Source organism: Variovorax sp. DAIF25, from assembly GCF_050711835.1.
Taxonomy (GTDB): Bacteria; Pseudomonadota; Gammaproteobacteria; order Burkholderiales; family Burkholderiaceae_C; genus Variovorax.
Genome location: NZ_CP136636.1, coordinates 6,933,040 through 6,956,488 on the forward strand (window position 1 = coordinate 6,933,040; position 23,449 = coordinate 6,956,488).

Sequence of the window (23,449 nt, forward strand, 5' to 3'; positions counted from 1 at the left end):
GGCGTCGCCTGCCGTGACGAAAAAACCTGTTCGCCGGAAGCCGCGCGAAAGCCGCGCTATCGGCTTCGCGCCGCGCCGCCCGATTCGTAGAGGGCCCAGGCCGCTTCCGCGCTGGCGCCCTCGTGGATCATCGCCATCAGCGCGCTCACCACCGCAAACGGGTTGGCGTGCTGGTAAACGTTGCGCCCGTAGACCATGCCCACCGCGCCCTGGTCGAGCAGCACGCGCGAGCGCGCGAACACCTGCTGCAGGTCCTCGCGGCCGCCGCCGCGCACCAGCACCGGGCAGCGCGCGGCCTGCACCACGCGGTGGAAGTCCTTGGGGTCGCTGGTCGGGTCGGCCTTGACGATGTCGGCGCCCATCTCGCGCGCGAGCCGCACCAGGGTCACGATCTTCTCGGCGTCGCCGTCGACCATGTAGCCGCCGCGGCCCGCGCCGTGCGCCTGCATCACCAGCGGCTCGATCATCAGCGGCATGCCGTAGCGGTCGCAGTCGGCGCGCACGCGCGCGATGTTCTGCACGCACTGGCGGAACAGCTCGGGCTCGTCGGGCAGCATGAACAGGTTGACGACCACGCAGGCCGCGTCCATCTGCACCGCGGGCAGCACCGGGTCCTGCTCGTTCTGCAGCACGGCCCACATCGAGCGGTGGCGCGTGGCGTTGTAGGGATTGCCCATGTCCAGCCGCATCACCAGCGCCGGCCGCTCACGGCCCGGGCGCAGCTGCAGCAGGTCGGCCTGGCCGTAGTTGAGCTGGATCGCATCGGGCGCCGCGGCCACCAGGCGGTCGATGACGCCCGGCATGTCCTCGAGCCCGTCGAGGAAGCTGGGCTCGTTGCACACGCCGTGATCGAGCGCGATGTCCAGGCCGCGACCGGCCTTCAGCAGGCGGGCGATGCGGACCTCTTTGCCTTTCGACATACGAAAGAACTCCTTGAAGGTGGAAGATGGTTCGAGGGGGCGGGACGCGTCTCAGCCGAGCGCGCCCAGGTGCCGCTTCGCGGCGGTGTCGATCTGCAGCAGCGCGTCGGCGCCGAGCGCGAGCGTGCCGGCCGCGGCGTTCTGTATCGCCTGCTGCCGGTTGCGCGCGCCGCACAGCGACAGCGAGACGGCGCCGTGCTCGAGCGTCCAGGCGATCATCATTTCGGAGAACGAGCAGCCCAGCGCGGCGCGCAGCGGTTCGAGGTCGGCGAAGAAGGCCGCGAGCCGCGCGCGGTTGTCGGCGCTGAAGCGCGGATTGCTCGCGCGCTGGTCGTCGCCCGTGAAGGCGCGCGCGGGATCGATCGGCCCCGCGAGCAGGCCCAGCGCGAGCGAGGAATAACCCATCACCGCCACGCCGTGCTCCTTGCACAGCGGCACCAGCGTGGCCTCGATCTCGCGGTCGATCAGGCTGTAGCGCTCCTGCGCCGCATCGACCGGCCCATGGCGCAGGTACTCGGCGAGCGTGGCGGCATCGACGTTGCTCACGCCGATCGCGCGGATCTTGCCCTGCTTCTTCAGGTCGAGCAGCGCGCCCATGGTCTCGGCCACCGGCGTGGTGGCGTCCTGCCAGTGCGTGATGTAGAGGTCGATGTAGTCGGTCTGCAGGTTCGCGAGGCTCTGCTCCACTTCGTATGCGATCGCATCGCGGCCGAGGTAGCGGTAGACGGGGTGGCCGTCCTCCTCGAAGAAGTGCGTGCCCTTCTGCGTATGCCACACCAGGCCGCACTTGGTGGCGATCACGGCCTCGTGGCGCCGGCCCTTGAGGGCGGTGCCCACCAGCCGCTCGGAGCGGCCCAGGCCGTAGGCCGGCGCGGTGTCGATCAGCGTCACGCCCGCGTCGAGCGAGGCCTGGATCGCCAGCGTCGCGCCCGCGTTGTCGCCGCCGCCCCACATCCATCCGCCCATGGCCCAGGTTCCCAGGCCGATCGCCGAGCAGCGTATGCCCGACGGTCCCAGCGTCGTCGTCTTCATCTCTTGGTCTTCCTCACGTTGAGCAGGTGGTCGATGGTCACGGCCACGAGCAGGATCAGTCCCTTGATCACGTCCTGCCAGTAGGGCGAGACGTCGAGCAGGATCAGCGAGCTCGTCACCACCGACAGCAGCGCCAGGCCGAGCACCGCGCCGAGCACGGTGCCCGAGCCGCCCTTGAGGCTGGCGCCGCCGATCACGGCGGCGGCGATCACGTTGAGTTCCATGCCCATGCCGAAGGTGGGCGTGGCGGCGCCGAAGCGCGCGGTGTAGATCACGCCGGCCAGGCCAGCCGAGGCCGAGCACAGCACCGTGACCCAGAACTTCACGCGGCCCACGCGGATGCCCGAATAGAGCGCGGCCTTCTCGTTGCTGCCGACGTAGAACACCTTGCGCAGCAGCGTGGCGCGGCGCAGCACGAAGTCGCTGATGGCGACGATCGCGACGAAGATCAGGATCACGGCCGGGATGCCGAACAGCGTGCCCTGGCCGATGAACTTGAACTCGGCCGGCAGCGAGAACAGCGACTGCGGCGTGCCCTGCGTGAAGGCCAGGCACAGGCCGCGCACGATCACCATGAAGGCCAGCGAGGCGATGAAGTGGTTCAGCCCGATGCGCGTGACGCAGCCGCCGATCATCGCGCCGATCATCGCGCTGGCGCCGATCGCCATCGCGCTCGCGAGCCAGGGGTCGACGCCCATGAGGAACAGCTTGCCGGTGATCACCATCGCGAGGCACACCACCGAGCCCACCGAGAGGTCGATGCCGCCCACGATCAGCAGGATGGTCATGCCGACCACCACGATGCCCTCGATCGAGAACGACAGCAGCATCGCGCGGATGTTCTCCCAGGTGAGGAAGTACGGCGACGCGAAGCTCATGCCCACGCACAGCACCGCGATGATCAGCAGCAGGCCGGCCTCGCGCATGCTGCCGAGTCGGAAGGGAAGGTTCACGGCGTCTCCTTTGGCCCCCGCCGCCGTGCCGGTGCCGGCGGTGCTCGCGGGGTTGGTGCCGTCTATTCTGAATTGGTAGCTCACTGCATCTCCTGTTCGCCCAGTCCCGAGGCCAGCCGCAGCAGGCCCTCTTCCGTCATCTCGGCCGTGCCGAGCTCGCCGGCCAGCCGACCTTCGCGGATCACCAGCGCGCGGTCGCACAGGCCGATGATTTCCGGCAGTTCCGACGAGATCACGATCACCCCCACGCCCTGGTTCGCGAGCGCGCGCAGGATGTGGTGGATCTCGGATTTCGCGCCCACGTCGACGCCGCGCGTGGGCTCGTCCATCAGCAGCACCGACGGCTTGGTGGCCAGCAGCTTGGCGATCGCCACCTTCTGCTGGTTGCCGCCCGACAGGCTCGCGACCTCGATCGCCACGCCGTCGGACTTGAGGTTGAGCTGCGCGCCGAGGTCCTGCGCCAGCTTGCGCTCGGCCGCGCGTTCCATCAGGCCGAAGCGCGAGCTCACGCGCCGCAGCGCCATCGCGCAGACGTTCTGCGCGATCGGCAGGTCGAGGAACACGCCCGCGGCCTTGCGGTCCTCGCTGAGGTAGGCGATGCCGTGGCGCAGCGCGTCGGCGTACTTGCGGATCGCGAGCGTCTTGCCGCCGAGCCGCACGCTGCCGCGCCGCGCGGGCCGCAGCCCGCAGACGGTTTCGGCGAGTTCGCTGCGCCCGGCGCCCATGAGGCCCGCGATGCCGAGGATCTCGCCGCGCCTGAGCGCGAAGGAGATGCCCTGCACGCGCTCGCCATCGGCGATGTCGTCGACCTGCAGCAGCGTCTCGGGCGCCTCGGGCAGCGTGGCGCGCGGCGGGTAGTAGTTGCCGAGGTCGCGGCCCACCATGCGGCGCACCAGCTCGTCGGGCGTGGTGCCCGCGAGCGCGCCGCAGTGCACGTTGCGCCCGTCGCGCAGCACGGTGGCGCGGTCGCAGTTGGCGAAGATCTCGGCCATGCGGTGGCTGATGTAGATGATGCCGATGCCCTGTGCCTTGAGGTCGTGCAGCACGCGGAACAGCGCGGCCGACTCGAGCTCGGTGAGCGCGGCCGTGGGCTCGTCGAGGATCAGCACCTTGCAGTCGAGCGTGAGCGCCTTGGCGATCTCCACCAGCTGCTGGCTCGAGATGCCGAGCTCGTCGACGCGCGCGGCCGGGTCGATGTCCTGGCCGAGCCGGCGCAGCACCTTGGCGGCGCGCGCGTTGAGGCCGCCGTAGTCCATGAAGGCGCGGCCGCCCGCGTTGATCTCGGGCATGAAGATGTTCTCGGCGACGGTGGCGTCGCCGCACAGCGCGATCTCCTGGTGCACCAGGCCGATGCCCAGCCGCATGGCATGGGCCGGGCCGTCGATGCGCACATCCAGCCCGTCGAGCGCGATCGTGCCCTCGTCGGGCTGGTGGATGCCGTCGATGATGTTCATCAGCGTCGACTTGCCGGCGCCGTTCTCGCCGCACAGGGCGTGGATCTCGCCGGCACGCAGCGAGAAGTCCACGCCCGCGAGCGCGCGCGAAGCGCCGAAGCGCTTGCTGATGCCGCGCAGCGAGAGCAGCGGCTTCGGGTCGTCGCTCACTCGCCGATTCCCTTGGTGCCGCGGCGCGCCAGGTACTTGTCCCAGTAGAAGTCGTCGGCGTTGGCCTTGCTCACCACCGACAGGCCGTTGTCGAGGAAGGGCACCGACATCGGGTTGGTGCCGTTGCGCTTGGCGTCGTTCATCGGGTCGATGAGCTGCGGGTTCTTGGCCAGGAACAGCATCATCATCCCCATGTAGCCCTGCATGCCCTGGTTGGGATTGATGGCGCCGAACACGTCGCCGGCCTTGATCATGTCGAGGATCTTGGCGTTGACGTCGCAGCACATCACGCGGATGTTCTTCTTCGATTCGATCTTGGCCTGCGCCGCGCCGAGCGCCGAGTTGGCCTCGGGCATGAACAGCGCGCCCAGGTTCGGGTTGGCCTGCGCCAGGCTCAGCACCGCCTGGTAGGCCTTGCTCGGGTCCTGGTTGCTGGCCGCGCGGCCCGCGAGCTTCATGCCCGGGTGCTTGGTCTTCATGCGGTTGACGAAGGCGGCGATGCGGCGGTCGTGGTTGTCCTGGCCCGGGTTCTCGAGCACCGCGTACTCGCCCTTGCCGCCGAGCGCGGCGGCGATCGCGTCGGCCGCCTGCGTGCCCTCGCGGTCGTTGTCGGAGGTGATGAACGAGGCGCGCTTGGAGTTCGGCGAGTCGGCCGCGAAGGTCACGACCGGGATGCCCGCCGCCACGGCGCGGTTGATCGGCTCGATGAACGGGTCGGGGTTCATCGGGTGCAGCAGGATGCCCGCGGGCTTGCGCGCGAGTTCCTGCTCGAAGGACGCGAGCTGCTTGTTCACGTCGTACTCGGGCGTGCCGGTGTAGCGGGTGCGCACGCCCAGCGTGCGGCCCAGCTGTTTCATCATTTCGTAGACCGGAAACCAGTACTCGACGCCCGAGACCATCACGTTCATCACGTAGACGTCGTTCGGGTTGCCGCGCAGGCCGGTGGCCGCCGGTGCGGCGGGCTGCTGGGCGAAGGCGCTGGAGCCGGCCAGGCCCAGGCCGGTGGTGGCTGTGGCGGCCGCCGCGGACTTCAGGAAATCTCTTCTCACTTCTGTCTCCTCGTGTTGCTCAGACCTGGCAGATGGGCCGCCTTGGAGGGTGGCTTTGGATCTCTAGTCGTCATGCATGTTGTCATGACAGGTCAGAATGTATGCGGCTCGTTTTGGCTGGAATACTAGGGGAAACGCTACTGCGATCCGAACCAAATTGCCCGAAGCTGTTATGACATGACAACGAACATCTACCTGGGTATAGACATGGGGTCGAGCAGCCTGAAGGCGCTCGCGCTCGATGCCGACAGCGGGCGCACGGTGGCGCTGGCGCGCGCCGCGCTGCCGCACGACCGGCGCCCCGGCGGCGGTTGCGAAGTGGCCGAGGCGGCGATCCATGCGGCGCTGGGCCGCGTGCTCGGCGCCATCGCGGGCCAGCTCGGCCCGCTGGCCGCCGCGGTGCGCGCCATCGGCTGCACCGGCCACGGCGCCGGCCTCTATGCGCTCGACGCGGCCGGCCGGCTGGTCGGCGGCAGCGCGGTCGCCTCCACCGACCAGCGCGCCACCGCGCGTGCGCTGAAGCTCGCACGGAGCCACGGCGCCGCGCTGTTCGACGACGTGGGCTGCGGGCCCTGGCCCGGACAGCCGACGCTGATCGCGGCCGAGCTGTTCGGCCACGACGCGGTGCAGCGCGGCGAACTGCAGCGCCTGCTGTTCGCCAAGGACTACCTGGGCTTCCTGCTGACCGGCGAGACCGCCACCGACCTCAGCGACGCGAGCACCGCCGGGCTGGTCTCGCTGGCCAGCGGCCGCTGGTCGCAGCAGGCCTTCGACGCCGCGGGCCTGTCGGACCTGTCGCCGCGCACGCTCGGGCGCATCGTGCCCAGCGGCGAGGTGTACGGCCGGCTGCTGCCCGCGCAGGCCGCGGCCTGCGGCCTGCCCGCGGGCGTGCCGGTGGCGATGGGCGCGATCGACCTGCTGGCCTCGATGACTGCGATCCGCGCCGAGGCGCGCGGCCATGCGGTGGCGGTATTCGGCACCTGGAGCGTGAACGCCGCGATCGGCCCGGCCACGCCCGCGGGCGCGCCCAAGCCGCCGGTGGCCGCGGTGGTGAACTTCGGGCCGGCCGAGCGCCGGCTCTACATGGAGAACAGCCCCTCGTCGATGGCCAACATCGCCTGGGCCGCCGAGGCGCTGGGCTTCGGCAGCGAGCAGGCCGTGATCGATGCCGCCATGGGCTCGCCGCTGGGCGCGCACGGCGTGCGCTTCCTGCCCTTCGTCAACGGCGGCAGCGCGCCGCCGGGCGCGAGCGCGGGCTTCGTCGGTCTGCGCAGCCACCATGGCCGCGCCGACATGGCGCGCGCGGTGGTCGACGCGGTGGTGGCGCTGCATGCGCGCCACCTGGGCCGGCTCGCGGCCCACGGCCTGCTGCCCGAAGCGCTCACGATGCTCGGCGGCGGCGCGCGCGACGCGCGGCTGGCGCGGCTGCTGGCCGGCTTCCTCGGCCGGCCGGTCGCGCGCTGCGGCGACGACGAGACCGGCGCGCGCGGCGCCGCGCTCTATGCCGCCATCTCGCAGGGCCTCGATCTCGACGCGCCCGCCAACGCCCACCTGCTCGCGCCCTGCGAGACCCTCGCGCCCGAAGCGGGCGACATCCCGGCCTGCGCCGATTTCCTGGCCGGCTTCGATGCGCTGCTCGACAGCCTCGCACCGGCCTTCACCCTGACCACCGGCACCACCCGCATGCCGGATTCCGCACGATGAGCGCCTGGCAACTGCCCTTCACCCGTCCCGCCTCGCTCGCCGGACGCCATTTCTCCACCGTCATCGTCGGCGCCGGCATCAACGGCGTGGGCGTGTTCCGCGATCTCTCGCTGCAGCGCGTGGACTGCCTGATCGTCGACAAGGGCGACTTCGGCGCCGGCGCCAGCAGCGCGCCCTCGCGCATGATCCACGGCGGCCTGCGCTACCTCGAGAACGGCAGCTTCTCGCTGGTGGCCGAGGCCACGCGCGAACGCAACCTGCTGCTGCGCAACGCGCCGCACCTGGTGAAGCCGCTGAAGACGGTGGTACCGCTCGCGAGCCTGTTCGGCGGCATGCTGGGCAGCGCGCTGCGCTTCCTCGGCCGGCCGGCCTCGCCGCGCACGCGCGGCCTGCTCGCGGTGGCGCTGGGGCTGCGTCTCTACGACCTGCTGGGCCGGCGCCAGCGCGTGATGCCGGGCCACCGCATCGACCGCGTGCCGCCGCGCGACCGCCAGCTGTTCCGCGCGGCGATCCGCTGGACCGCCACCTTCTTCGACGCCTGGATCAGCCATCCCGAATGGCTGATCCTCGAGCTGATCGCCGATGCCTGCCGCGACCAGCCGCGCTCCACCGCGGTCAACCACTGCCGCGTGATGGGCTGCGCCGGCAACATCCTCACCCTGCGCGACGAGATCACGGGCGAGCTGGTGCGCGTGACGGCCGACACGGTGGTCAATGCCAGCGGCGCCTGGCTCGACCGCAGCACCGCGGTGCTCGGCGGCAGCGGCCCGCGCGTGATGGGCACCAAGGGCTCGCACCTGGTGCTCGACCATCCCGCGCTGCGCGACGCGCTCGACGGCCGCATGGCCTACTTCGAGGCGATGGACGGGCGCGTGTGCATCGTCTATCCCTTCCTCGACCGCGTGCTGGTCGGCTCGACCGACATCCCGGTGGAAGACCCCGACCAGATCGCCACCGAGCCCGAGGAGGTCGACTACCTGCTCGAGGTGCTGCGCGAGGTGTTCCCGAACCTCGCCTTCGACCCGGCCGACGTGGTCTACACCTATGTCGGCGTGCGGCCGCTGGCGCGCTCCGATGCCGACAAGCCGGGCCAGATCTCGCGCGACCACTCGGTGGCCATCGATCCGCCCAACGCCACGCGCGACATCCCGATCGTCTGCCTGGTGGGCGGCAAGTGGACCACCTTCCGCGCGCTGGCCGAGGAGGCCACCGACGCGGTGCTGCGCCACCTCGGCCGCGCGCGCACCGCCTCCACCGACATGCTGCCGATCGGCGGCGGCGCCGAATTCCCGGCCGACGCGGCCGCCACCGAGCGCCTGCTCGAGCGCCTGATGGCCACCGGCGCGAGCCGCCGCCGCGCCCAGGCGCTGTTCGCGCGCTACGGCGCCAAGGCGCTGCCGCTGGCGCAGCGGCTCGCGGCCTCGGGCGACGTGCCGCTGCGGCATGCGCCCGACCACTCGGTGGCCGAGATCGGCTACCTGTGCCTCGAGACCGGCGTGATCCACCTGTCGGACCTGGTGGTGCGCCGCACCCTGCTGGCGATCCGCGGCCAGGTCACCGACGCCGCGCTGGCCGAGATCGCCGGCATCGCGGCCGAGGCCCTGGGCTGGGATGCGCAGCGCCAGCGCGAGGAGCTCCATGCCTGCGCCACCGCGCTGCGCGAACGCCACGGCGTGCGCCTGCAGACCGCCGCCCCGGCAGCGGATTCCCCTTTGGATGCATCATTGATGGCCTCGAAGCCCGTCCTCACGTGAACAGCCCGACCTTGACCGCGCCCGCCCTCGACCGGAATTCCGAATCGCCCCTGTGGGCCCAGTTTCGCGACGCCGTCCGCCTGCAGATCCTGCAGGGCGAACTGCCGATCGGCGCCAAGCTGCCGTCCGAGGCCGAACTCGGCGACCAGTACGGCATCTCGCGCATCGTGGTGCGCGAGGCGCTGGCCGACCTGGTGCGCAACGGCCTCATCTACAAGATCAAGGGCCGCGGCGCCTTCGTCGCGGCGCGCGAGCGCGACGAGGACTTCGTCTCCACCGTGCTGGGCTTCTCCGACGAGATGGAGCGCAAGGGCCGCTCGGTGCGCACCCAGATCCTGACCCAGGAGCTGCGCCTGCCCACCGCGCTCGAGGCCGGCGCGCTCGGCCTGACCGAGGACACGCAGGTGGTGGCGCTCAAGCGCCTGCGCAGCGTGGACGGCGAACTGCGCCTCTTGGTCGAGACCGTGGTGCCGGCCGATATGGCGCCGGGCCTGCACCGCATCCGGCTCGAGGACCGCTCGCTCTACGACGTGCTGCGCCGCCAGTACGGCCTGCGCCTGGTGCGCGCCGAGCGCTGGATCGACGCCGTGCTGCCCGACGCCCGGACCTGCGAGCTGCTGAACCTGCCCGCGCCCGAGCCGCTGCTGCGCATCGAATCGATCGCCTACGGGCTCAACGGAAGGCCGCTCGAGCACTACCGCGCGCTGCATCGCTGCAAGTCGAGCCGGCTGCACGTGCAGACCACGACCTGAGGCCCTTCACGCGGCGCGGACTCGAACGCGGGTGACTGTCGGGTCAGTAAGATGCCCGATTCTTTCCACCCACTTCCGCATCCCCCGCCATGTCCGACCTCGACGAACGCTTCCAGACCGCCCAGGCCAATTCCAAGCTGCTGGCCGAGCGCCCCGACAACCCCACGCTGCTGAAGATCTACGGCCTGTTCAAGCAGGCGACCGAGGGCGACAACACGGCCAAGAAGCCCAGCTTCAGCGACATCGTCGCGCGCGCCAAGTGGGACGCCTGGACCTCGCGCAAGGGCCTGAGCGGCGACGAGGCGAAGGAACAGTACATCGCGCTGATCGAGTCGCTGCGCGGCTGAGCGCCGCCTTCCCTCACGCCCCGCCGATGATCCCGCGCTCGCGCAGCGCCGCGATCTGGCCGGCGGTCAATCCGATCTCCTCGAGCACCGCGTCGGTGTCCGCGCCCAGCGCGGGCGCGTTCAGGCGGTGCGCGGCCGGCGTGCGCGAGAGCTTGGGCACGAAGCCCGGCACCGACAGCTCGCTGCCGTCGTCCATGCGCAGCCGCTGCAGCATGCCGCGCGCCGCGTAGTGCGGGTCGGCCGCGATGTCGGCGATGGTGTAGATGCGCCCCGCCGGCACGTGCGCGGCATCGAGCGCGGCCAGCACCTCGTCGACGGTGCGGCTGGCGGCCCAGTCGCCGATGGCGGCGTCGAGCAGTTCCACCTGCGCCACGCGGCCGGTGTTGTTCGCCAGGGAGGGATCGGCCGCCAGATCGGGCCGGCCGATGCAGCCCATGAGGCGGCGGAAGATGCTGTCGCCATTGCCCGCGACGATGGCATAGCCGCCGTCGGCGCAGCGGTAGGCATTGGTCGGCGCGATGCCCGGCAGCGCGCTGCCCGCGGCCTCGCGCACCGCGCCGAAGGCGCCGTACTCGGGTAGCAGGCTCTCCATGCAGTTGAAGACGGCCTCGTAGAGCGCCACGTCGACCACCTGGCCCAGGCCCTTCGGATGCTCGGTGCTCACGGTGGCATGGCGATGCTGCAGCGCCATCAGCACGCCGACCACGCCATGCAGCGAGGCCAGCGTGTCGCCGATCGACACGCCCACGCGCACCGGCACGCGGCCCGGCTCGCCCGTGAGGTGGCGCAGCCCGCCCATGGCCTCGGCCACCACGCCGAAGCCGGGCCGGTCGCGGTAGGGCCCGGTCTGGCCGTAGCCGCTGATGCGCAGCATCACGAGCGCGGGATTGGCCGCCAGCAGCGCATCGGGGCCCAGGCCCCAGCCCTCCATCGCGCCGGGGCGGAAGTTCTCGATCAGCACGTCGGCCTCGGCCGCGAGCTGGCGCACGATGGCCTGCGCCTCGGCCTCGCGCAGGTCGAGCGCCAGCGAGCGCTTGTTGCGCGACTGCACCTGCCACCAGACCGAGGTGCCGTCCTTCATCAGCCGCCAGCTGCGCAGCGGATCGCCCGCGCCCGGCGGCTCGATCTTGACCACCTCGGCACCGAAGTCGGCCAGCGTGCGGGCCGCGAAGGGGCCGGCGATCAGCTGGCCGAGCTCGATGACCTTGAGGCCGGCGAGCGGGCCGGCGGCGGGAGCGGAGGAGGAAGCGGTGGATGTCGTCATGGCCTGCGAGTGTGCCGCGCGCCGTCGCGAGCGTTCCGCGAGGCTTCGGGGCGGGAAAACACCTATGAATTCTTGACGCCGGCACGGCGCGGTCGCGCCCGCCCTTCCGCGCCGCAGCAATCCCGGCCCGCCCGGGCCGTTTCCCTCGGGGAGAAAGCCCTTTGCTGCGCCGCAGCGCGGGCCGCGATGCGCGCCACCCGCCCTCGCCCCCGCATCAAAAAAGTATCGATTCGAGCCGCCATCTCTGGTTGTTGGCATCGGGAGCGATTCGTACAGTCCGCCCCAGCTGTCACGCATCCCGAAGAACCGCCCAGCGGCAGAGACAAGGAAACCGAGCCCCATGCAACCCGATCTGGAAATCGTCGAAGTCCGCGGTGACGAATCGTTCGCCTGCTGGGCCCACGGCTATCCCTACCGCACCGTGCGCTGGCACTTCCATCCGGAGTACGAGATCCAGCTCATCGTCGAGACCCAGGGCGTGTACTTCGTGGGCGACCACGTCGGCCACTTCGAGCCCGGCAACCTCGTGATGATGGGTCCCGACCTGCCGCACAACTGGATCAGCGACGTGCCCGCAGGCCAGAGCGTGGAGCGGCGCGGCATCGTGATCCAGTTCCCGGCCGGCCTGGTGCAGCGCATGGCCGCGAGCTTCCCCGAGTTCGCGCGCATCGCGCCGCTGATCGCCGAGTCGGGCGCGGGCCTGCTGTTCTCGGCCGAGACCGCGGCGGCCGCCAAGCCGCTGATGGAGGCGCTGCTCGAGGCGCGCGGGCTGCGCCGCGTGATCCTGCTCTTGTCGCTGCTCGAGCTGCTGGCCGCGAGCCAGGACCGCCAGCGGCTCGCGAGCCCGGCCTTCAAGCCCGATCCCAAGGCCTTCATGTCGCACGCCATCAACAACGTGCTGGCCCACATCGCGGCCAACCTCGGCGACGAGCTGCGCGAGCCGATGCTGGCCGAGCTGGTGGGCCAGAGCCCGAGCGCCTTCTCGCGCGCCTTCCGCAAGCACACGGGCCAGTCCTTCGTGCGCTACGTGAACCGGCTGCGCATCAGCCGCGCCTGCGAGCTGCTGACCAGCAGCGAGAAGCCGGTGCTCGACGTCTGCATGGACGTGGGCTTCAACAACGTGTCGAACTTCAACCGGCAGTTCCTGCTGCACAAGCGCATGCCGCCGACCAAGTTCCGCAACTTCCACCGCATGCAGGCGGCGCAGGCCGCGCACCTGCGCGGCGCCAGCCCGCCGTAGGCGGCCCGCCCCCCGTTTCCCGCATCGCCATCGGCGCGGGCCCGTTCGGGCACCGCGCGGGGCGAAGCCTTGCCCGCGTCCTTTCCACCGTCATCACCCAAGGAGACATGCCATGAAGAAGAACATCCTCGCCACCGCCACCCTCGCCGCGCTGCTGTGCGCCGCCTCCGCCGCGCAGGCCCAGGCGCCGAAGCAGCCGCTGCGCATCGGCATGAGCTTCCAGGAGCTCAACAACCCCTACTTCGTGACCATGAAGCAGGCGCTCGAGGAAGCGGCCGCGAGCATCGGCGCCAGCGTGGTCGCGACCGACGCGCGCCACGACGTGGCCAAGCAGATCGGCGACGTGGAGGACATGATCCAGAAGAAGGTCGACATCCTGCTCTTGAACCCGACCGACTCCACCGGCGTGCAGTCGGCGGTGCGCTCGGCCAAGAAGGCCGGGCTGGTGGTGGTGGCGGTCGATGCCAACGCGCAGGGCCCGGTCGACTCCTTCGTCGGCTCGAAGAACACCGACGCGGGCCGGCTGGCCTGCGAGCACCTCGCCAAGGCCATCGGCGAGAAGGGCGACGTGGCGATCCTCGATGGCATTCCGGTGGTGCCGATCCTCGAGCGCGTGAAGGGCTGCCGCGAGGCGCTCGCGAAGTACCCGGGCATCAAGGTGGTGAGCACGCAGAACGGCAAGCAGGAACGCGCCACCGCGCTCACCGTGACCGAGAACATCCTGCAGGCCAACAAGGACCTCAAGGGCATGTTCAGCGTCAACGACGGCGGCGCGATGGGCGCGCTCGCGGCCATCGAGGCCAGCGGCAAGGACGTGAAGCTCACCAGCGTCGACGGCGCGCCCGAGGCCATCAAGGCGATGCAGAAGCCGGGCTCGAAGTTCATCGCCACCACCGCGCAGTACCCGCGCGACCAGATCCGGCTGGCGATCGGCATCGCGCTCGCGAAGAAGTGGGGCGCCAACGTGCCGGCGACGGTGCCGGTCGACGTGAAGCTGATCGACGCCGAAGGCGCCAAGAGCTTCAGCTGGTAAGGCGCGGACGGACCCTGGCCGTGACCATGAACGACACCGCCGAGATGCTGCGGCTGGAGGGCGTCTCGAAGCGCTTTCCCGGCGTGCAGGCGCTCTCGGGCATCGACCTCTCGATCCGCAAGGGCGAGGTGCATGCGCTGCTCGGCGAGAACGGCGCGGGCAAGTCGACGCTGATGAAGATCCTCTGCGGCATCCACCAGGCCGACGAGGGCCGCATCTACATCGACGGCAGCGAGCGCCGCTTCGCGGGCTATGCCGACGCCATCGCTGCGGGCGTGGGGATCATCTTCCAGGAGTTCAGCCTGATCCCGCACCTGGACGCGGCCGAGAACATCTTCCTGGGCCGCTACCCCACGCGCCGCTTCGGCCTGATCGACAAGGCCGCGATGCGGCGCGCGGCGCAGCAGCTGTTCGACGAGCTCGGCGTGCGCATCGACCTGCGCGTGCCGGTGTGCCGGCTCTCGGTGGCGCAGCAGCAGTTCGTGGAGATCGGCAAGGCGCTGTCGCTGAAGGCGCGCCTGCTGGTGCTCGACGAGCCGACCGCCACGCTGACGCCGAACGAGGCGGACCACCTGTTCCGGATCATGCGTTCGCTGCGCGACCGGGGCGTGGCGATGATCTTCATCTCGCACCACCTCGACGAGATCTTCGAGGTCTGCGACCGCATCAGCGTGCTGCGCGACGGCGCCAACGCGGGCCATGCGGAGGTCGGCGCGACCGACATCGACGCGCTGGTCGAGATGATGGTGGGCCGGCGCATCGAACAGAGCTTTCCGCCCAAGCCGCAGCCGGCACCGCATGCAGCCGGCGCGCGCAAGCTGCTCGAGGTGCCCGCGATCCAGCTCGCGAAGGGCGGGCCGGTCAATGCCTTCGAACTGCATGCGGGCGAGATCCTCGGCTTCGCGGGCCTGGTCGGCTCGGGCCGCACCGAGCTCGCGCTCGGCATGATGGGCGCCGACCGCGCGCACCGCAAGACGGTGCTGCGCAACGGCACGCCCGTGCGGCTCGACGATCCCACGCAGGCGCTGGCGCACGGCATCGGCCTTTTGCCCGAGAGCCGCAAGGTGCAGGGGCTGATCACCGACTTCACGATCCGCTTCAACATCACGCTCAACAACCTGGGCCGGCACCGCCGCGCGGGCCTGGTGCGCGAGGGCGCCGAGAAGCGCGAGGCCGCCGAGCTCGCGCGCCGCGTGGGCGTGAAGGCGCCGGACCTCGAGACCCGCGTGGCCACGCTCTCGGGCGGCAACCAGCAGAAGGTGGTGATCGCGCGCTGGCTCGGCCACTCCTGCGAGGTGCTGATCTTCGACGAGCCCACGCGCGGCATCGACGTCGGCGCCAAGGCCGAGATCTACGCCCTCATGCGCGAGCTCACGCGCCAGGGCAAGGCGGTGCTGATGATCTCGAGCGAGCTGCCCGAGATCGTCGGCATGTGCGACCGCGTCGCGGTGTTCTCGGGCGGGTCCATCGTGGCCACGCTCGAGGGCGCCTCCATCCACTCCGGCGACATCATGCGCCACGCAACCACAGGGGGTTCGCCATGAACGCCACCGCCAGCCATCCCGCGCCGCCCGCTCCCGCCGGCGGATTCCTCACCGAGCTGCGCCGCTCCACGGCCTTCCTGCCGATGGTCGGACTGGTCGCGATCTCGGTCTTCATGATCGTCGCGACCGACAACTTCCTGTCCTGGGGCAACCTGCAGAACATCGCGCTGCAGTCCTCGATCAACGCCATCATCGCGGTCGGCATGACCGCGGCCATCCTCACCGGCGGCATCGATCTCTCGGTGGGCGCGGTGGTGGCGCTGTCGGGCACCTTGGCCTCGGGGCTGATGGTGCAGTTCGGGCTGCCGCCGCTGCTCGCGGTGCCGCTGGGCCTGGCCGTGGGCGCGGTCATCGGCCTGTTCAACGGCTACTGCGTGGCCTACCTGCGCATGCCGCCGATCATCGTGACCCTGGCCACCATGGGCATCGCGCGCGGCATCGCGCTGATCTACACCGGCGGCTACCCGATCGATGGCCTGCCCGAGTCCTTCGCCTTCCTCGGCGGCGGCACGCTCGCGGGCATCAAGGTGCCGATCCTGCTCATGCTCGCCACCTACCTCGCGGCCTACGTGCTGCTGAGCATGGCGCCCTTCGGCCGCTACGTCTACGCCATCGGCGGCAACGAGGAAGCGACGCGGCTGTCGGGCGTGCGGGTGGCGCGCTACAAGCTGCTGGTGTATGCGCTCAGTGGCTTCACGGCCGCGGTCGCCGGCATCGTGCAGGCCTCGCGCGTGACCAGCGGCCAGCCCGGCGTGGGCGTGGGCTTCGAGCTCGACGCCATCGCCGCCGTGGTGATGGGCGGCACCTCGATCGCCGGCGGCCGCGGCGCGATCGTCGGCACCCTCGTCGGCGCGCTGCTGCTGGGCGTGCTCAACAACGGGCTCAACATGATCGGCGTCTCGCCGTACCTGCAACTGATCATCAAGGGCGGCATCGTGCTGCTCGCGATCTTCATCAGCCGCGAAGCAAAAAGATGAGCTCGCCCCCAGGCTTCGCGCACTTCGTGTCGCTTCTCCCACCCCCTGCCGGGGGCAACACCAGCGGCCCGGCAAAGCCGGTTCCGCGGTGTTCCGCGAAAGAACCGCAATCCTTCTGACCAGAAAGAACCATGAGCTACCAGAAACTCCAGCCCGGTACGTCGGGCGCCATCTCGCAACTCGCTTCCATGCAGGCCGTCGTCTGCCACGGCCCCAAGGACTACCGCCTCGAGACCGTCGAGGTGCCCGCCATCGGCGCCAACGAACTGCTGATCTCGATCGCGGCCTGCGGCATCTGCGCCTCCGACTGCAAGTGCCATTCGGGCGCGAAGATGTTCTGGGGCGGCGACGGCCAGCCCTCGTGGGTCAAGGCGCCGGTGATCCCGGGCCATGAATTCTTCGGCTACGTCGAGGCGCTCGGCGAAGGCGCGGCCGAGCACTTCGGCGTGAGCAAGGGCGACCGCGTGATCGCCGAGCAGATCGTGCCCTGCGGCAAGTGCCGCTTCTGCACCTCGGGCAAGTACTGGATGTGCGAGGTGCACAACATCTTCGGCTTCCAGCGCATCGTGGCCGACGGCGGCATGGCCGACTACATGCGGCTGCCGCCGACCGCGCGCGTGCACAGGATCCCCGACGGCATCTCGCTCGAGGACGCGGCCATCATCGAGCCGCTGTCGTGCGCGATCCATACCGTGAACCGCGGCGACATCCAGCTCGACGACGTGGTGGTGATCGCGGGCGCCGGCCCGCTCGGCCTGATGATGACGCAGGTGGCGGCGCTCAAGACGCCCAGGCAGCTGATCGTGATCGACCTCGTGCCCGAACGCCTCGCGCTCGCGAAGCAGTACGGCGCCGACGTCGTCATCAACCCGAAGACGGAGAACGCCGACGCCATCGTCAAGGGCCTGACCGAAGGCTATGGCTGCGACGTCTACATCGAGACCACGGGCGCGCCGATCGGCGTGACGCAGGGCCTGGAGATGATCCGCAAGCTCGGCCGCTTCGTCGAGTTCAGCGTCTTCGGTTCGGAGACCAGCGCCGACTGGTCGATCATCGGCGACCGCAAGGAGCTCGACGTGCGCGGCGCCCACCTCGGGCCCTACTGCTACCCGATCGCCATCGACCTGCTGGCGCGCGGCCTCGTGACCTCGAAGGGCATCGTCACGCACGACTTCCCGCTGACCGAATGGGAGCGCGCCTTCGCGCTCGCCAACTCGCTCGACTCGATCAAGGTGCTGCTCAAGCCGCAGCCGCGGACCGCCCCATGAAGTACGTGATCGGCGTCGACATCGGCACGCAGAGCACCAAGTGCCTGCTGGTCGGCATCGACGGGCGCGTGCGCGCGCAGGCCGGCGTGGCCTACCAGCCCGAGACGCCGAAGCCGCTGTGGGCGCAGCAGGACTGCGCCGTGTGGTTCGATGCCGTGTGCGAGAGCGTGCGCGCCTGCGTCGCGAAGAGCGGCGTCGCGCCCGCCGACATCGCCGCGATGTGCGTGAGCAGCCTCTATGGCGGCGCCGGCATCCCGGTCGACGAGGCCATGCAGCCGCTGCACCCCTGCCTGATCTGGATGGACCGGCGCGCCACCGCACAGGTCGATGCGGTGAACGCGACGGTCGACGTCCAGAAGCTGCAGGCGATCACGGGCAACGGCGTGGACAGCTACTACGGCTACACCAAGATGCTGTGGATCCGCGAGCACCGGCCCGAGGTGTGGAACAGGACGCGCTGGTTCCTGCCGCCCAACAGCTACGTCAACTGGCGCCTCACCGGCGAGCTCGCGGTCGACCACAGCTCGGCCGGCAACATCGGCGGCGTGTACGACGCGGCGCGGCGCGGCTGGTCCCACGAGGCGCTCGGCATGCTGGGCATTCCGGCGCGCATGATGCCGCCGCGGCTGGTCGAATCGAGCGACGTGGTCGGCGGCCTGAAGGCCGAATGGGCCGCGCGGCTCGGCCTCGCCGAAGGCATGCCCCTGATGGGCGGCGGCGTGGATGCCGCGGTGGCCACCTTCTGCGCGGGCGTGACCGGCAGCGGCGACCACGTCGCGATGATCGGCACCAGCATGTGCTGGGGCTTCGTGAGCCCGAGCGTGGATGCGCGCCACCGGCTCATCGGCATGCCGCACGTGTACCGCGGCGCGGACCGCAGCTACGTGTTCGGCGGCGCGATCGCCGCGGGCGCGGCCGTCACCTGGTTCCGCGAGACCTTCTGCCAGGCCGAGCTGGCCGAGGCCGCGCGCACCGGCGAGGACGCGCATGCGCTGATCGAGCGCCAGGCCGTCGACGTGCCGCCCGGCGCGCAGGGCCTGGTGTTCCTGCCCTACCTGATGGGCGAGCGCAGCCCGATCTGGGATGCGCAGGCCAAGGGCGCCTTCATCGGCCTCTCGCTCGCGCACGGCCGCGCCCACCTCTACCGCGCCGTGCTCGAGGGCGTGAGCTTCGCGCTGCAGCACAACATCGAGGCCGGACGCCAAAGCGGCCAGCCGCTGGACCCGCGCCTGATCGTGGTCGGCGGCGCGGCCCACTCCGACCTCTGGATGCAGATCGTCGCCGACATCACCGGCTACCCCGTGTTCACCATCGAGGAAGAGGTCGAGGCCGCCCTCGGCGCGGCAATGCTCGCGGCGCTGGGCGCCGGGCTGGTCGATGCGGCGACGGCCGAGCGAGGCTGGGTCACGCTGGTGGAACGCGCAAGGCCCGAGCCCCAGGCGCAGGCCGTCTACCGCGAGCGCTTCGAGATCTACAAGTCCCTCTACCCCGCATTGCGCGATGCGATGCACCGGCTCCAATGAACGCACGACGACAGCACCGGCTGCACCACGACGACGCCTCCCGTGCACAGGGAAGCGGGTGCTTCCCGCAGCGAAATCAAGGACGAGGCCGAAGGCCGGGGGACATTCGCGGAGGGAAGTACCCGCTGTCCTGTGCACGCCCCCCGAACAAGAGCCACCCGACATGACCCTCACCTTCGATTTCAGCAACCGCAAAGCCCTGGTCACCGGCGCCAGCAGCGGCATCGGCCACGCCGTGGCCACGCGGCTCGCGCGCTCGGGCGCCGCCGTGACGGCCGTGGGCCGCAACGCCGAGGCACTTCACGAACTGGCAGCGCAGGCAGGCTGCACACCGCGAGTGCTCGACGTGGCCGACCCCCAAGCCCTCGACCAGGCATTCGCCGAGTTCCCCGCCTTCGACCTCGTGGTGAACTGCGCCGGCATCGCGCTGCTCGAACCGGCGCTCGAACTGCAGGCCCGGAGCTTCGATACCGTCATGGCCGTCAATGCGCGTGCCGCCGCGCTGGTCGCCGCGCGCTGCGGCAAGGCAATGGCCGCGGCCGGCGTGCGCGGCAGCATCGTCAATGTCTCGAGCCAGGCCGCGCTGGTCGCACTCGATGCGCACCTCTGCTACTGCGCCTCGAAGGCCGCGCTCGATGCGATCACGCGCTCGCTGTGCCTCGAGCTCGGGCCGCACGGCATCCGCGTCAACAGCGTCAATCCCACGGTCACGCTCACGCCCATGGCCGAGCAGGCCTGGGCCGATCCGGCCAAGAGCGCGGCCGCCATCGCGGGCATTCCGCTCGGCCGCTTCGCGCGCGTGGAGGAAGTGGTCGCGCCGATCCTCTTCCTGCTGAGCGAGGGCGCGTCGATGATCAGCGGCGCGGCGCTGCCCGTGGACGGCGGCTACACCATCGCCTGAAACGGCGGCGCTTCAGGCGAAGCGGTTGCCGCCCTCGGCCGGCCCCAGCAGCGCATCGAGGTTGCGGCTGATCTTCTGCTCGATCATTTCGCTGAAGCTGCTGAAGAGGAATCCCAGCGTCGCATCGAAGGTGAGGGTCTGGGCCGTCACCTCGACCGTGCCGTCGATGCCGGCGCGCGTGAAGGTCGCCACGTCGCGCTCCTCGCCCTCGGTGTAGACGCAATCGAGCCCGAACTCCTGCTCGGCCTGCCGCACCCACTTGCGTGCCACCTGGCGTGCGCGGGCGATGCCCAGGGTGTGTTGGCGTTCGATATGGATGTCAGGCACCGTCGTGTTCTCCGTTGTTGTCGTGGCCGCGGCCGCGCCGCGTCTGCAGGATGCCGCTGGCCGTGGCGAGCGCCTGGCGGCGCTCCTCCATGGTCGGCAACCGGCCGATGCGGCGGACCTCAGTGTAAAAGCGCGGCCAGCTCCTGCCCTCGCGTTCGAACAGCGCCTCGAAACTCGGCACCAGGTCGTCGTAGGCGCCCTGCGCGCCGAAGGCCGCGTTGTTGGCGCGCGCCACCCAGCCGTCGTAGGCATGCTGGCGCGGGCCGGCCCAGCCCTCGCGCAGCGCCGCGTAGCGGGCGCGGAAGTCGTCCATCGCGGCCTGCTTCATCGCGGCCACGGCCTTCCAGTCCTGGGCCTTGGCCTCGGGCGATTCGTAGACGCGCGTGAGCGCGCGCCGGGTGTCGAGCGCGAGCGCGCGGAACTGCTGGCGCTGGGCGTCGAACTGCGCGTACTCGCGGCGCGCCGGCTCGCCGGCCTCGCGCTGCAGCCACAGCGCGCCGCCGATGCGCTCGACCGCCGTCGCATAGGACTCGTTGAACACCGTGTCGCCCGCCACGTAGAGCACCTGGTGCGCGAGCTCGTGGAACACCAGCCGCGCGAGCTCGCCCTCGGGGTAGCCGATGAAGGTCGACAGCAGCGGATCGCCGCCGGCCCAGTTCATCCAGCCCAGCGTGGAGTAAGCGGGCACCGGGTAGACCGAGACCTCGAGGTCCTGCCGCTTCTGCGCCTCGGCCTCGGCCTTGGCCGCCTCCTCGCTGTAGTAGCCGCGGTAGCCCACGCAGCCCGCCACGGGGAAGCACCAGCTCTTGAGCGTGAGCGAATACGGCGGCGCCGCCACCACGTTCCACACCGCGGCCGCGCGGTGCAGGTCGGCGTAGGCGGTGTAGCTGGGGTTGTCGGGCAGGCCCAGCTCGTCGCTCGCGAAGCGGCGGATGCGCTGCGTGAGCTCGAGCTTGGCCTTGAGGGCCGCGGGCACCGCGGGATCGGCCAGCCAGTCGGGCACCGGCTTGGCGGCGCGCATGATGCCGATGTGGCCGCTGGCCGACTGCCAGTAGTAGCGCAGGTCGGCGCAGCCGCCGAGCAGCAGCGCGCCGGCCAGCACCGCGATGGAGGCGGCCCTCACGCCGTCGCCGCCTGCGTGCCGGCCACGCGCTCGACCTCGACCAGGCAGTCGTAGAAGGTCGGGCCGCGGCCGATGTCGGTCAGGCGCTGGCTCGTGAGCTGGTTGACGTTGGTGCCGTCCATGCCGAGCTTGCGCCACCAGATGCCCATGCCGTTGACCACGCCGGGGCGCGCGCGGCGCGAGACCTCGGCGCGGCAGCGGTGCTCGCCGCGGCCGTTGAACACGCGCACCAGCGCGCCGTCCTCGATGCCGCGCACGGCCGCGTCGTCGGCGTGGATCTCGAGCAGCGGCTCGACCTCGATCGCGCGCAGGCTGGTCACGTTGACGAAGGTGGAGTTGAGGAAGTTGCGCGCCGGCGGCGAGATCATCGCGAGCGGGAATTCGGTGGAGCTGCCCGCCGGCTCCCAGTTGGGCACGTGGTCGGGCAGGCCGTCCATGCCCATGGCCGCCAGGCGCGCGCTGTAGAACTCGCAGCGGCCCGAGGGCGTGGGGAAGCGGCCCTCGGCGAACGGCGCCTCGGCCAGCTTCACGCTGGTGAAGCCCTGCGCCAGCAGCTGCGCGAAGTCGATGCTCCCCTCGGCGAAGGCGGTGCGGCACAGCGACTCGTCGCTCTCGGCGAAGCAGGGCTCGTCGAAGCCCATCCGGCGCGCCAGCTCGCGGAACACCCAGGCATTGCTGCGCGCCTCGCCGCGCGGTGCCACGGCCGGGCGGTTCAGCAGCACGTCGGTGTGGCCGTAGCTGCAGTGGATGTCCCAGTGCTCGAGCTGCGTGGTGGCCGGCAGCAGGTAGTCGGCGTAGTCGGCGGTGTCGGTGCGGAACTGCTCGAGCACCACGGTGAACAGGTCCTCGCGCGCGAAGCCCGCCGCCACCTTGGCCGATTCGGGCGCCACCGCCACCGGGTTGCTGTTGTAGACCACGATCGCCTGGACCGGCTTCGCGGTGTCGAGCAGCGCGTCGCCGATGGTGCTCATGTTGATGGTGCGCGGCCGGCGGCCCGCCAGCAGGTCGGGTCGCTGCAGCGCGGCGCGGTCGACCGGGTAATGGCCCGAGCTGCTCAGCAGCAGCCCGCCCGCGCGATCGCGCCAGGCGCCCACCAGTGCCGGCAGGCAGGCGACGGCGCGCGCCGCGTTGCCGCCGCCGCGCACGCGCTGCATGCCGTAGTTCAGGCGGATCGCGGCCGGCTTCGTGGTGCCATAGGCCCGGGCCAGCGCCACGATCTGTTCCTCGGGCACGCCGCACACGCGTGCCGCGCGCGCGGGCGGCCATTGCAGCGCGCGCTCGCGCAGCTGCTCCCAGCCCAGCGTGTGGTTCGCGATGTAGTCGTGGTCGAGCCAGTCGTGCACGATCAGCTCGTGCATCAGCGCCAATGCCAGCGCGGCATCGGTGCCCGGCAGCAGCGCGATGTGCTCGTCGCACTTGTCGGCGGTCTCGGTGCGGCGCGGGTCGATGCACACCAGCCGCGCACCGGCGCGCCGGGCCGCCTGGGCATGGCGCCAGAAGTGCAGGTTGCTCGCGATCGAGTTGCTGCCCCAGATCAGGATCAGCTTCGCCTCGGCGAAGAACTCGATGCGCATGCCGACCTTGCCGCCCAGCGTGTGGACCATGGCCTCGCCGCCGGCCATCGAGCAGATGGTGCGGTCGAGCAGGCTGGCGCCGAGCTTGTGGAAGAAGCGCCGGTCCATCGATTCGCCCTGCACCAGGCCCATCGTGCCCGCATAGCTGTAGGGGAGAATGCTGTCGGGATCGGCCTGCAATGACCGAAGATGCGCGGCGATGCCGTCGAGTGCGGCCTCCCAGCTCACCGGCTCGAAGCGGCCGCTGCCCTTGGGGCCGACGCGCTTGAGCGGCTGGACCAGCCGTTCGGCATGGTCGTTGCGTTCGATGTAGCGGGACACCTTGGTGCACAGCACGCCGCCCGTGTGCGAATGGGCCGGATTTCCCTGCAGCTTGACCGCCACCCCGTCCTTGACGGTGGTGACGAGCGCGCAGGTGTCCGGGCAGTCGTGGGGGCAGGCGCCGAGCACCGTGGCGGCAGCGGCAGGCGAGGAGTCGTGGGGGGTGTCGTTCGAGGCGTGGGCCATCGGGCGAGTCTAAAGTTTTTGGCGTTTTCAGGGCATGCGGCGGGTTCGGCGCA

20 protein-coding genes are annotated in these 23,449 nt (G+C 70.8%); 11 read left to right on the forward strand and 9 right to left on the reverse strand.

Features of this window, described 5'->3' with window-relative positions; translation table 11 throughout:
* Window positions 1–56: 56 nt before the first annotated feature.
* From R0232_RS32050 to R0232_RS32070, 5 genes are all read right to left on the reverse strand, one after another.
* Window positions 57–920 (reverse strand): class I fructose-bisphosphate aldolase, encoded by an 864-nt coding sequence (locus tag R0232_RS32050; RefSeq protein WP_431510644.1) that lies wholly within the window; start codon window positions 918–920, stop codon window positions 57–59.
* 51 nt (window positions 921–971) lie between these two features.
* Window positions 972–1,952, reverse strand: a complete 981-nt coding sequence (locus tag R0232_RS32055; protein ID WP_057592539.1) for an aldo/keto reductase — start codon at window positions 1,950–1,952, stop codon at window positions 972–974.
* A complete protein-coding gene (locus tag R0232_RS32060) occupies window positions 1,949–2,878 on the reverse strand; it encodes an ABC transporter permease (protein WP_208509805.1) in 930 nt (309 codons plus the stop codon). The genes R0232_RS32055 and R0232_RS32060 overlap by 4 nt, the downstream gene beginning before the upstream one ends.
* Window positions 2,879–2,985: 107 nt before the next feature.
* Window positions 2,986–4,509: a sugar ABC transporter ATP-binding protein gene (locus tag R0232_RS32065; protein ID WP_431510645.1), complete on the reverse strand. Its 1,524-nt coding sequence runs from the start codon at window positions 4,507–4,509 to the stop codon at window positions 2,986–2,988.
* Complete coding sequence (locus R0232_RS32070) at window positions 4,506–5,558, reverse strand: substrate-binding domain-containing protein (RefSeq protein WP_431510646.1); 1,053 nt, start codon at window positions 5,556–5,558, stop codon at window positions 4,506–4,508. Before R0232_RS32070 ends, R0232_RS32065 begins: the two co-directional genes overlap by 4 nt.
* A gap of 177 nt (window positions 5,559–5,735) precedes the next feature.
* Between R0232_RS32070 and R0232_RS32075 the strand changes: the two genes are divergently transcribed.
* The 4 genes from R0232_RS32075 (at window position 5,736) to R0232_RS32090 (ending at window position 10,115) form a co-directional block, all read left to right on the forward strand.
* Complete coding sequence (locus R0232_RS32075) at window positions 5,736–7,262, forward strand: FGGY family carbohydrate kinase (RefSeq protein WP_093354240.1); 1,527 nt, start codon at window positions 5,736–5,738, stop codon at window positions 7,260–7,262.
* Window positions 7,259–9,016, forward strand: a complete 1,758-nt coding sequence (locus R0232_RS32080) for a glycerol-3-phosphate dehydrogenase/oxidase (RefSeq protein WP_296779095.1) — start codon at window positions 7,259–7,261, stop codon at window positions 9,014–9,016. The genes R0232_RS32075 and R0232_RS32080 overlap by 4 nt, the downstream gene beginning before the upstream one ends.
* The gene (locus R0232_RS32085) at window positions 9,013–9,768 is read left to right on the forward strand and encodes a GntR family transcriptional regulator (RefSeq protein ID WP_208514000.1); all 756 of its coding nucleotides are present in this window, start codon (window positions 9,013–9,015) and stop codon (window positions 9,766–9,768) included. Before R0232_RS32080 ends, R0232_RS32085 begins: the two co-directional genes overlap by 4 nt.
* Before the next feature lie 89 nt (window positions 9,769–9,857).
* The gene (locus R0232_RS32090) at window positions 9,858–10,115 is read left to right on the forward strand and encodes an acyl-CoA-binding protein (RefSeq protein WP_057592544.1); all 258 of its coding nucleotides are present in this window, start codon (window positions 9,858–9,860) and stop codon (window positions 10,113–10,115) included.
* Window positions 10,116–10,128: 13 nt separating this feature from the next.
* On the opposite strand, the gene R0232_RS32095 is transcribed toward R0232_RS32090, so the two are convergent.
* Window positions 10,129–11,379 (reverse strand): CaiB/BaiF CoA transferase family protein, encoded by a 1,251-nt coding sequence (locus tag R0232_RS32095; RefSeq protein WP_431510647.1) that lies wholly within the window; start codon window positions 11,377–11,379, stop codon window positions 10,129–10,131.
* A 340-nt stretch (window positions 11,380–11,719) separates the two neighbouring features.
* On the opposite strand from R0232_RS32095, the gene R0232_RS32100 reads away from it, so the two are divergent.
* The 7 genes from R0232_RS32100 (at window position 11,720) to R0232_RS32130 (ending at window position 19,865) form a co-directional block, all read left to right on the forward strand.
* A complete protein-coding gene (locus R0232_RS32100; protein WP_093354231.1) occupies window positions 11,720–12,619 on the forward strand; it encodes a helix-turn-helix domain-containing protein in 900 nt (299 codons plus the stop codon).
* A gap of 112 nt (window positions 12,620–12,731) precedes the next feature.
* A complete protein-coding gene (locus R0232_RS32105) occupies window positions 12,732–13,652 on the forward strand; it encodes an ABC transporter substrate-binding protein (protein WP_431510648.1) in 921 nt (306 codons plus the stop codon).
* 26 nt (window positions 13,653–13,678) lie between these two features.
* Window positions 13,679–15,196 carry a sugar ABC transporter ATP-binding protein gene (locus tag R0232_RS32110; RefSeq protein WP_431510649.1) on the forward strand — a complete coding sequence of 506 codons (1,518 nt, stop codon included), beginning with the start codon at window positions 13,679–13,681 and terminating at the stop codon, window positions 15,194–15,196.
* Complete coding sequence (locus R0232_RS32115) at window positions 15,193–16,173, forward strand: ABC transporter permease (RefSeq protein WP_431510650.1); 981 nt, start codon at window positions 15,193–15,195, stop codon at window positions 16,171–16,173. The genes R0232_RS32110 and R0232_RS32115 overlap by 4 nt, the downstream gene beginning before the upstream one ends.
* A 131-nt stretch (window positions 16,174–16,304) precedes the next feature.
* Window positions 16,305–17,441 (forward strand): alcohol dehydrogenase catalytic domain-containing protein, encoded by a 1,137-nt coding sequence (locus tag R0232_RS32120; protein ID WP_431510651.1) that lies wholly within the window; start codon window positions 16,305–16,307, stop codon window positions 17,439–17,441.
* Window positions 17,438–18,964: an FGGY-family carbohydrate kinase gene (locus tag R0232_RS32125; protein WP_431510652.1), complete on the forward strand. Its 1,527-nt coding sequence runs from the start codon at window positions 17,438–17,440 to the stop codon at window positions 18,962–18,964. Before R0232_RS32120 ends, R0232_RS32125 begins: the two co-directional genes overlap by 4 nt.
* A gap of 163 nt (window positions 18,965–19,127) precedes the next feature.
* Window positions 19,128–19,865 carry an SDR family oxidoreductase gene (locus R0232_RS32130; RefSeq protein ID WP_431510653.1) on the forward strand — a complete coding sequence of 246 codons (738 nt, stop codon included), beginning with the start codon at window positions 19,128–19,130 and terminating at the stop codon, window positions 19,863–19,865.
* Between the two features lie 12 nt (window positions 19,866–19,877).
* On the opposite strand, the gene R0232_RS32135 is transcribed toward R0232_RS32130, so the two are convergent.
* The 3 genes from R0232_RS32135 to R0232_RS32145 are packed head-to-tail and all read right to left on the reverse strand — an operon-like array spanning window position 19,878 to window position 23,396.
* Window positions 19,878–20,192: a polyhydroxyalkanoic acid system family protein gene (locus R0232_RS32135; RefSeq protein WP_057592553.1), complete on the reverse strand. Its 315-nt coding sequence runs from the start codon at window positions 20,190–20,192 to the stop codon at window positions 19,878–19,880.
* Window positions 20,185–21,315 (reverse strand): aminopeptidase, encoded by a 1,131-nt coding sequence (locus R0232_RS32140; protein ID WP_398499200.1) that lies wholly within the window; start codon window positions 21,313–21,315, stop codon window positions 20,185–20,187. The genes R0232_RS32135 and R0232_RS32140 overlap by 8 nt, the downstream gene beginning before the upstream one ends.
* Window positions 21,312–23,396: a molybdopterin-containing oxidoreductase family protein gene (locus R0232_RS32145; protein ID WP_431510654.1), complete on the reverse strand. Its 2,085-nt coding sequence runs from the start codon at window positions 23,394–23,396 to the stop codon at window positions 21,312–21,314. Before R0232_RS32145 ends, R0232_RS32140 begins: the two co-directional genes overlap by 4 nt.
* Window positions 23,397–23,449: the final 53 nt, after the last annotated feature.

Coding starts and splice junctions, on each gene's coding strand:
- R0232_RS32105 (WP_431510648.1), top strand. CDS start 12,732: ATGAAGAAGAACATCCTCGCCACCGCCACCCTCGCCGCGCTGCTGTGC.
- R0232_RS32095 (WP_431510647.1), bottom strand. CDS start 11,379: ATGACGACATCCACCGCTTCCTCCTCCGCTCCCGCCGCCGGCCCGCTC.
- R0232_RS32060 (WP_208509805.1), bottom strand. CDS start 2,878: ATGCGCGAGGCCGGCCTGCTGCTGATCATCGCGGTGCTGTGCGTGGGC.
- R0232_RS32055 (WP_057592539.1), bottom strand. CDS start 1,952: ATGAAGACGACGACGCTGGGACCGTCGGGCATACGCTGCTCGGCGATC.
- R0232_RS32115 (WP_431510650.1), top strand. CDS start 15,193: ATGAACGCCACCGCCAGCCATCCCGCGCCGCCCGCTCCCGCCGGCGGA.
- R0232_RS32130 (WP_431510653.1), top strand. CDS start 19,128: ATGACCCTCACCTTCGATTTCAGCAACCGCAAAGCCCTGGTCACCGGC.
- R0232_RS32125 (WP_431510652.1), top strand. CDS start 17,438: ATGAAGTACGTGATCGGCGTCGACATCGGCACGCAGAGCACCAAGTGC.
- R0232_RS32075 (WP_093354240.1), top strand. CDS start 5,736: ATGACAACGAACATCTACCTGGGTATAGACATGGGGTCGAGCAGCCTG.
- R0232_RS32120 (WP_431510651.1), top strand. CDS start 16,305: ATGAGCTACCAGAAACTCCAGCCCGGTACGTCGGGCGCCATCTCGCAA.
- R0232_RS32100 (WP_093354231.1), top strand. CDS start 11,720: ATGCAACCCGATCTGGAAATCGTCGAAGTCCGCGGTGACGAATCGTTC.
- R0232_RS32050 (WP_431510644.1), bottom strand. CDS start 920: ATGTCGAAAGGCAAAGAGGTCCGCATCGCCCGCCTGCTGAAGGCCGGT.
- R0232_RS32080 (WP_296779095.1), top strand. CDS start 7,259: ATGAGCGCCTGGCAACTGCCCTTCACCCGTCCCGCCTCGCTCGCCGGA.
- R0232_RS32090 (WP_057592544.1), top strand. CDS start 9,858: ATGTCCGACCTCGACGAACGCTTCCAGACCGCCCAGGCCAATTCCAAG.
- R0232_RS32110 (WP_431510649.1), top strand. CDS start 13,679: ATGAACGACACCGCCGAGATGCTGCGGCTGGAGGGCGTCTCGAAGCGC.
- R0232_RS32145 (WP_431510654.1), bottom strand. CDS start 23,396: ATGGCCCACGCCTCGAACGACACCCCCCACGACTCCTCGCCTGCCGCT.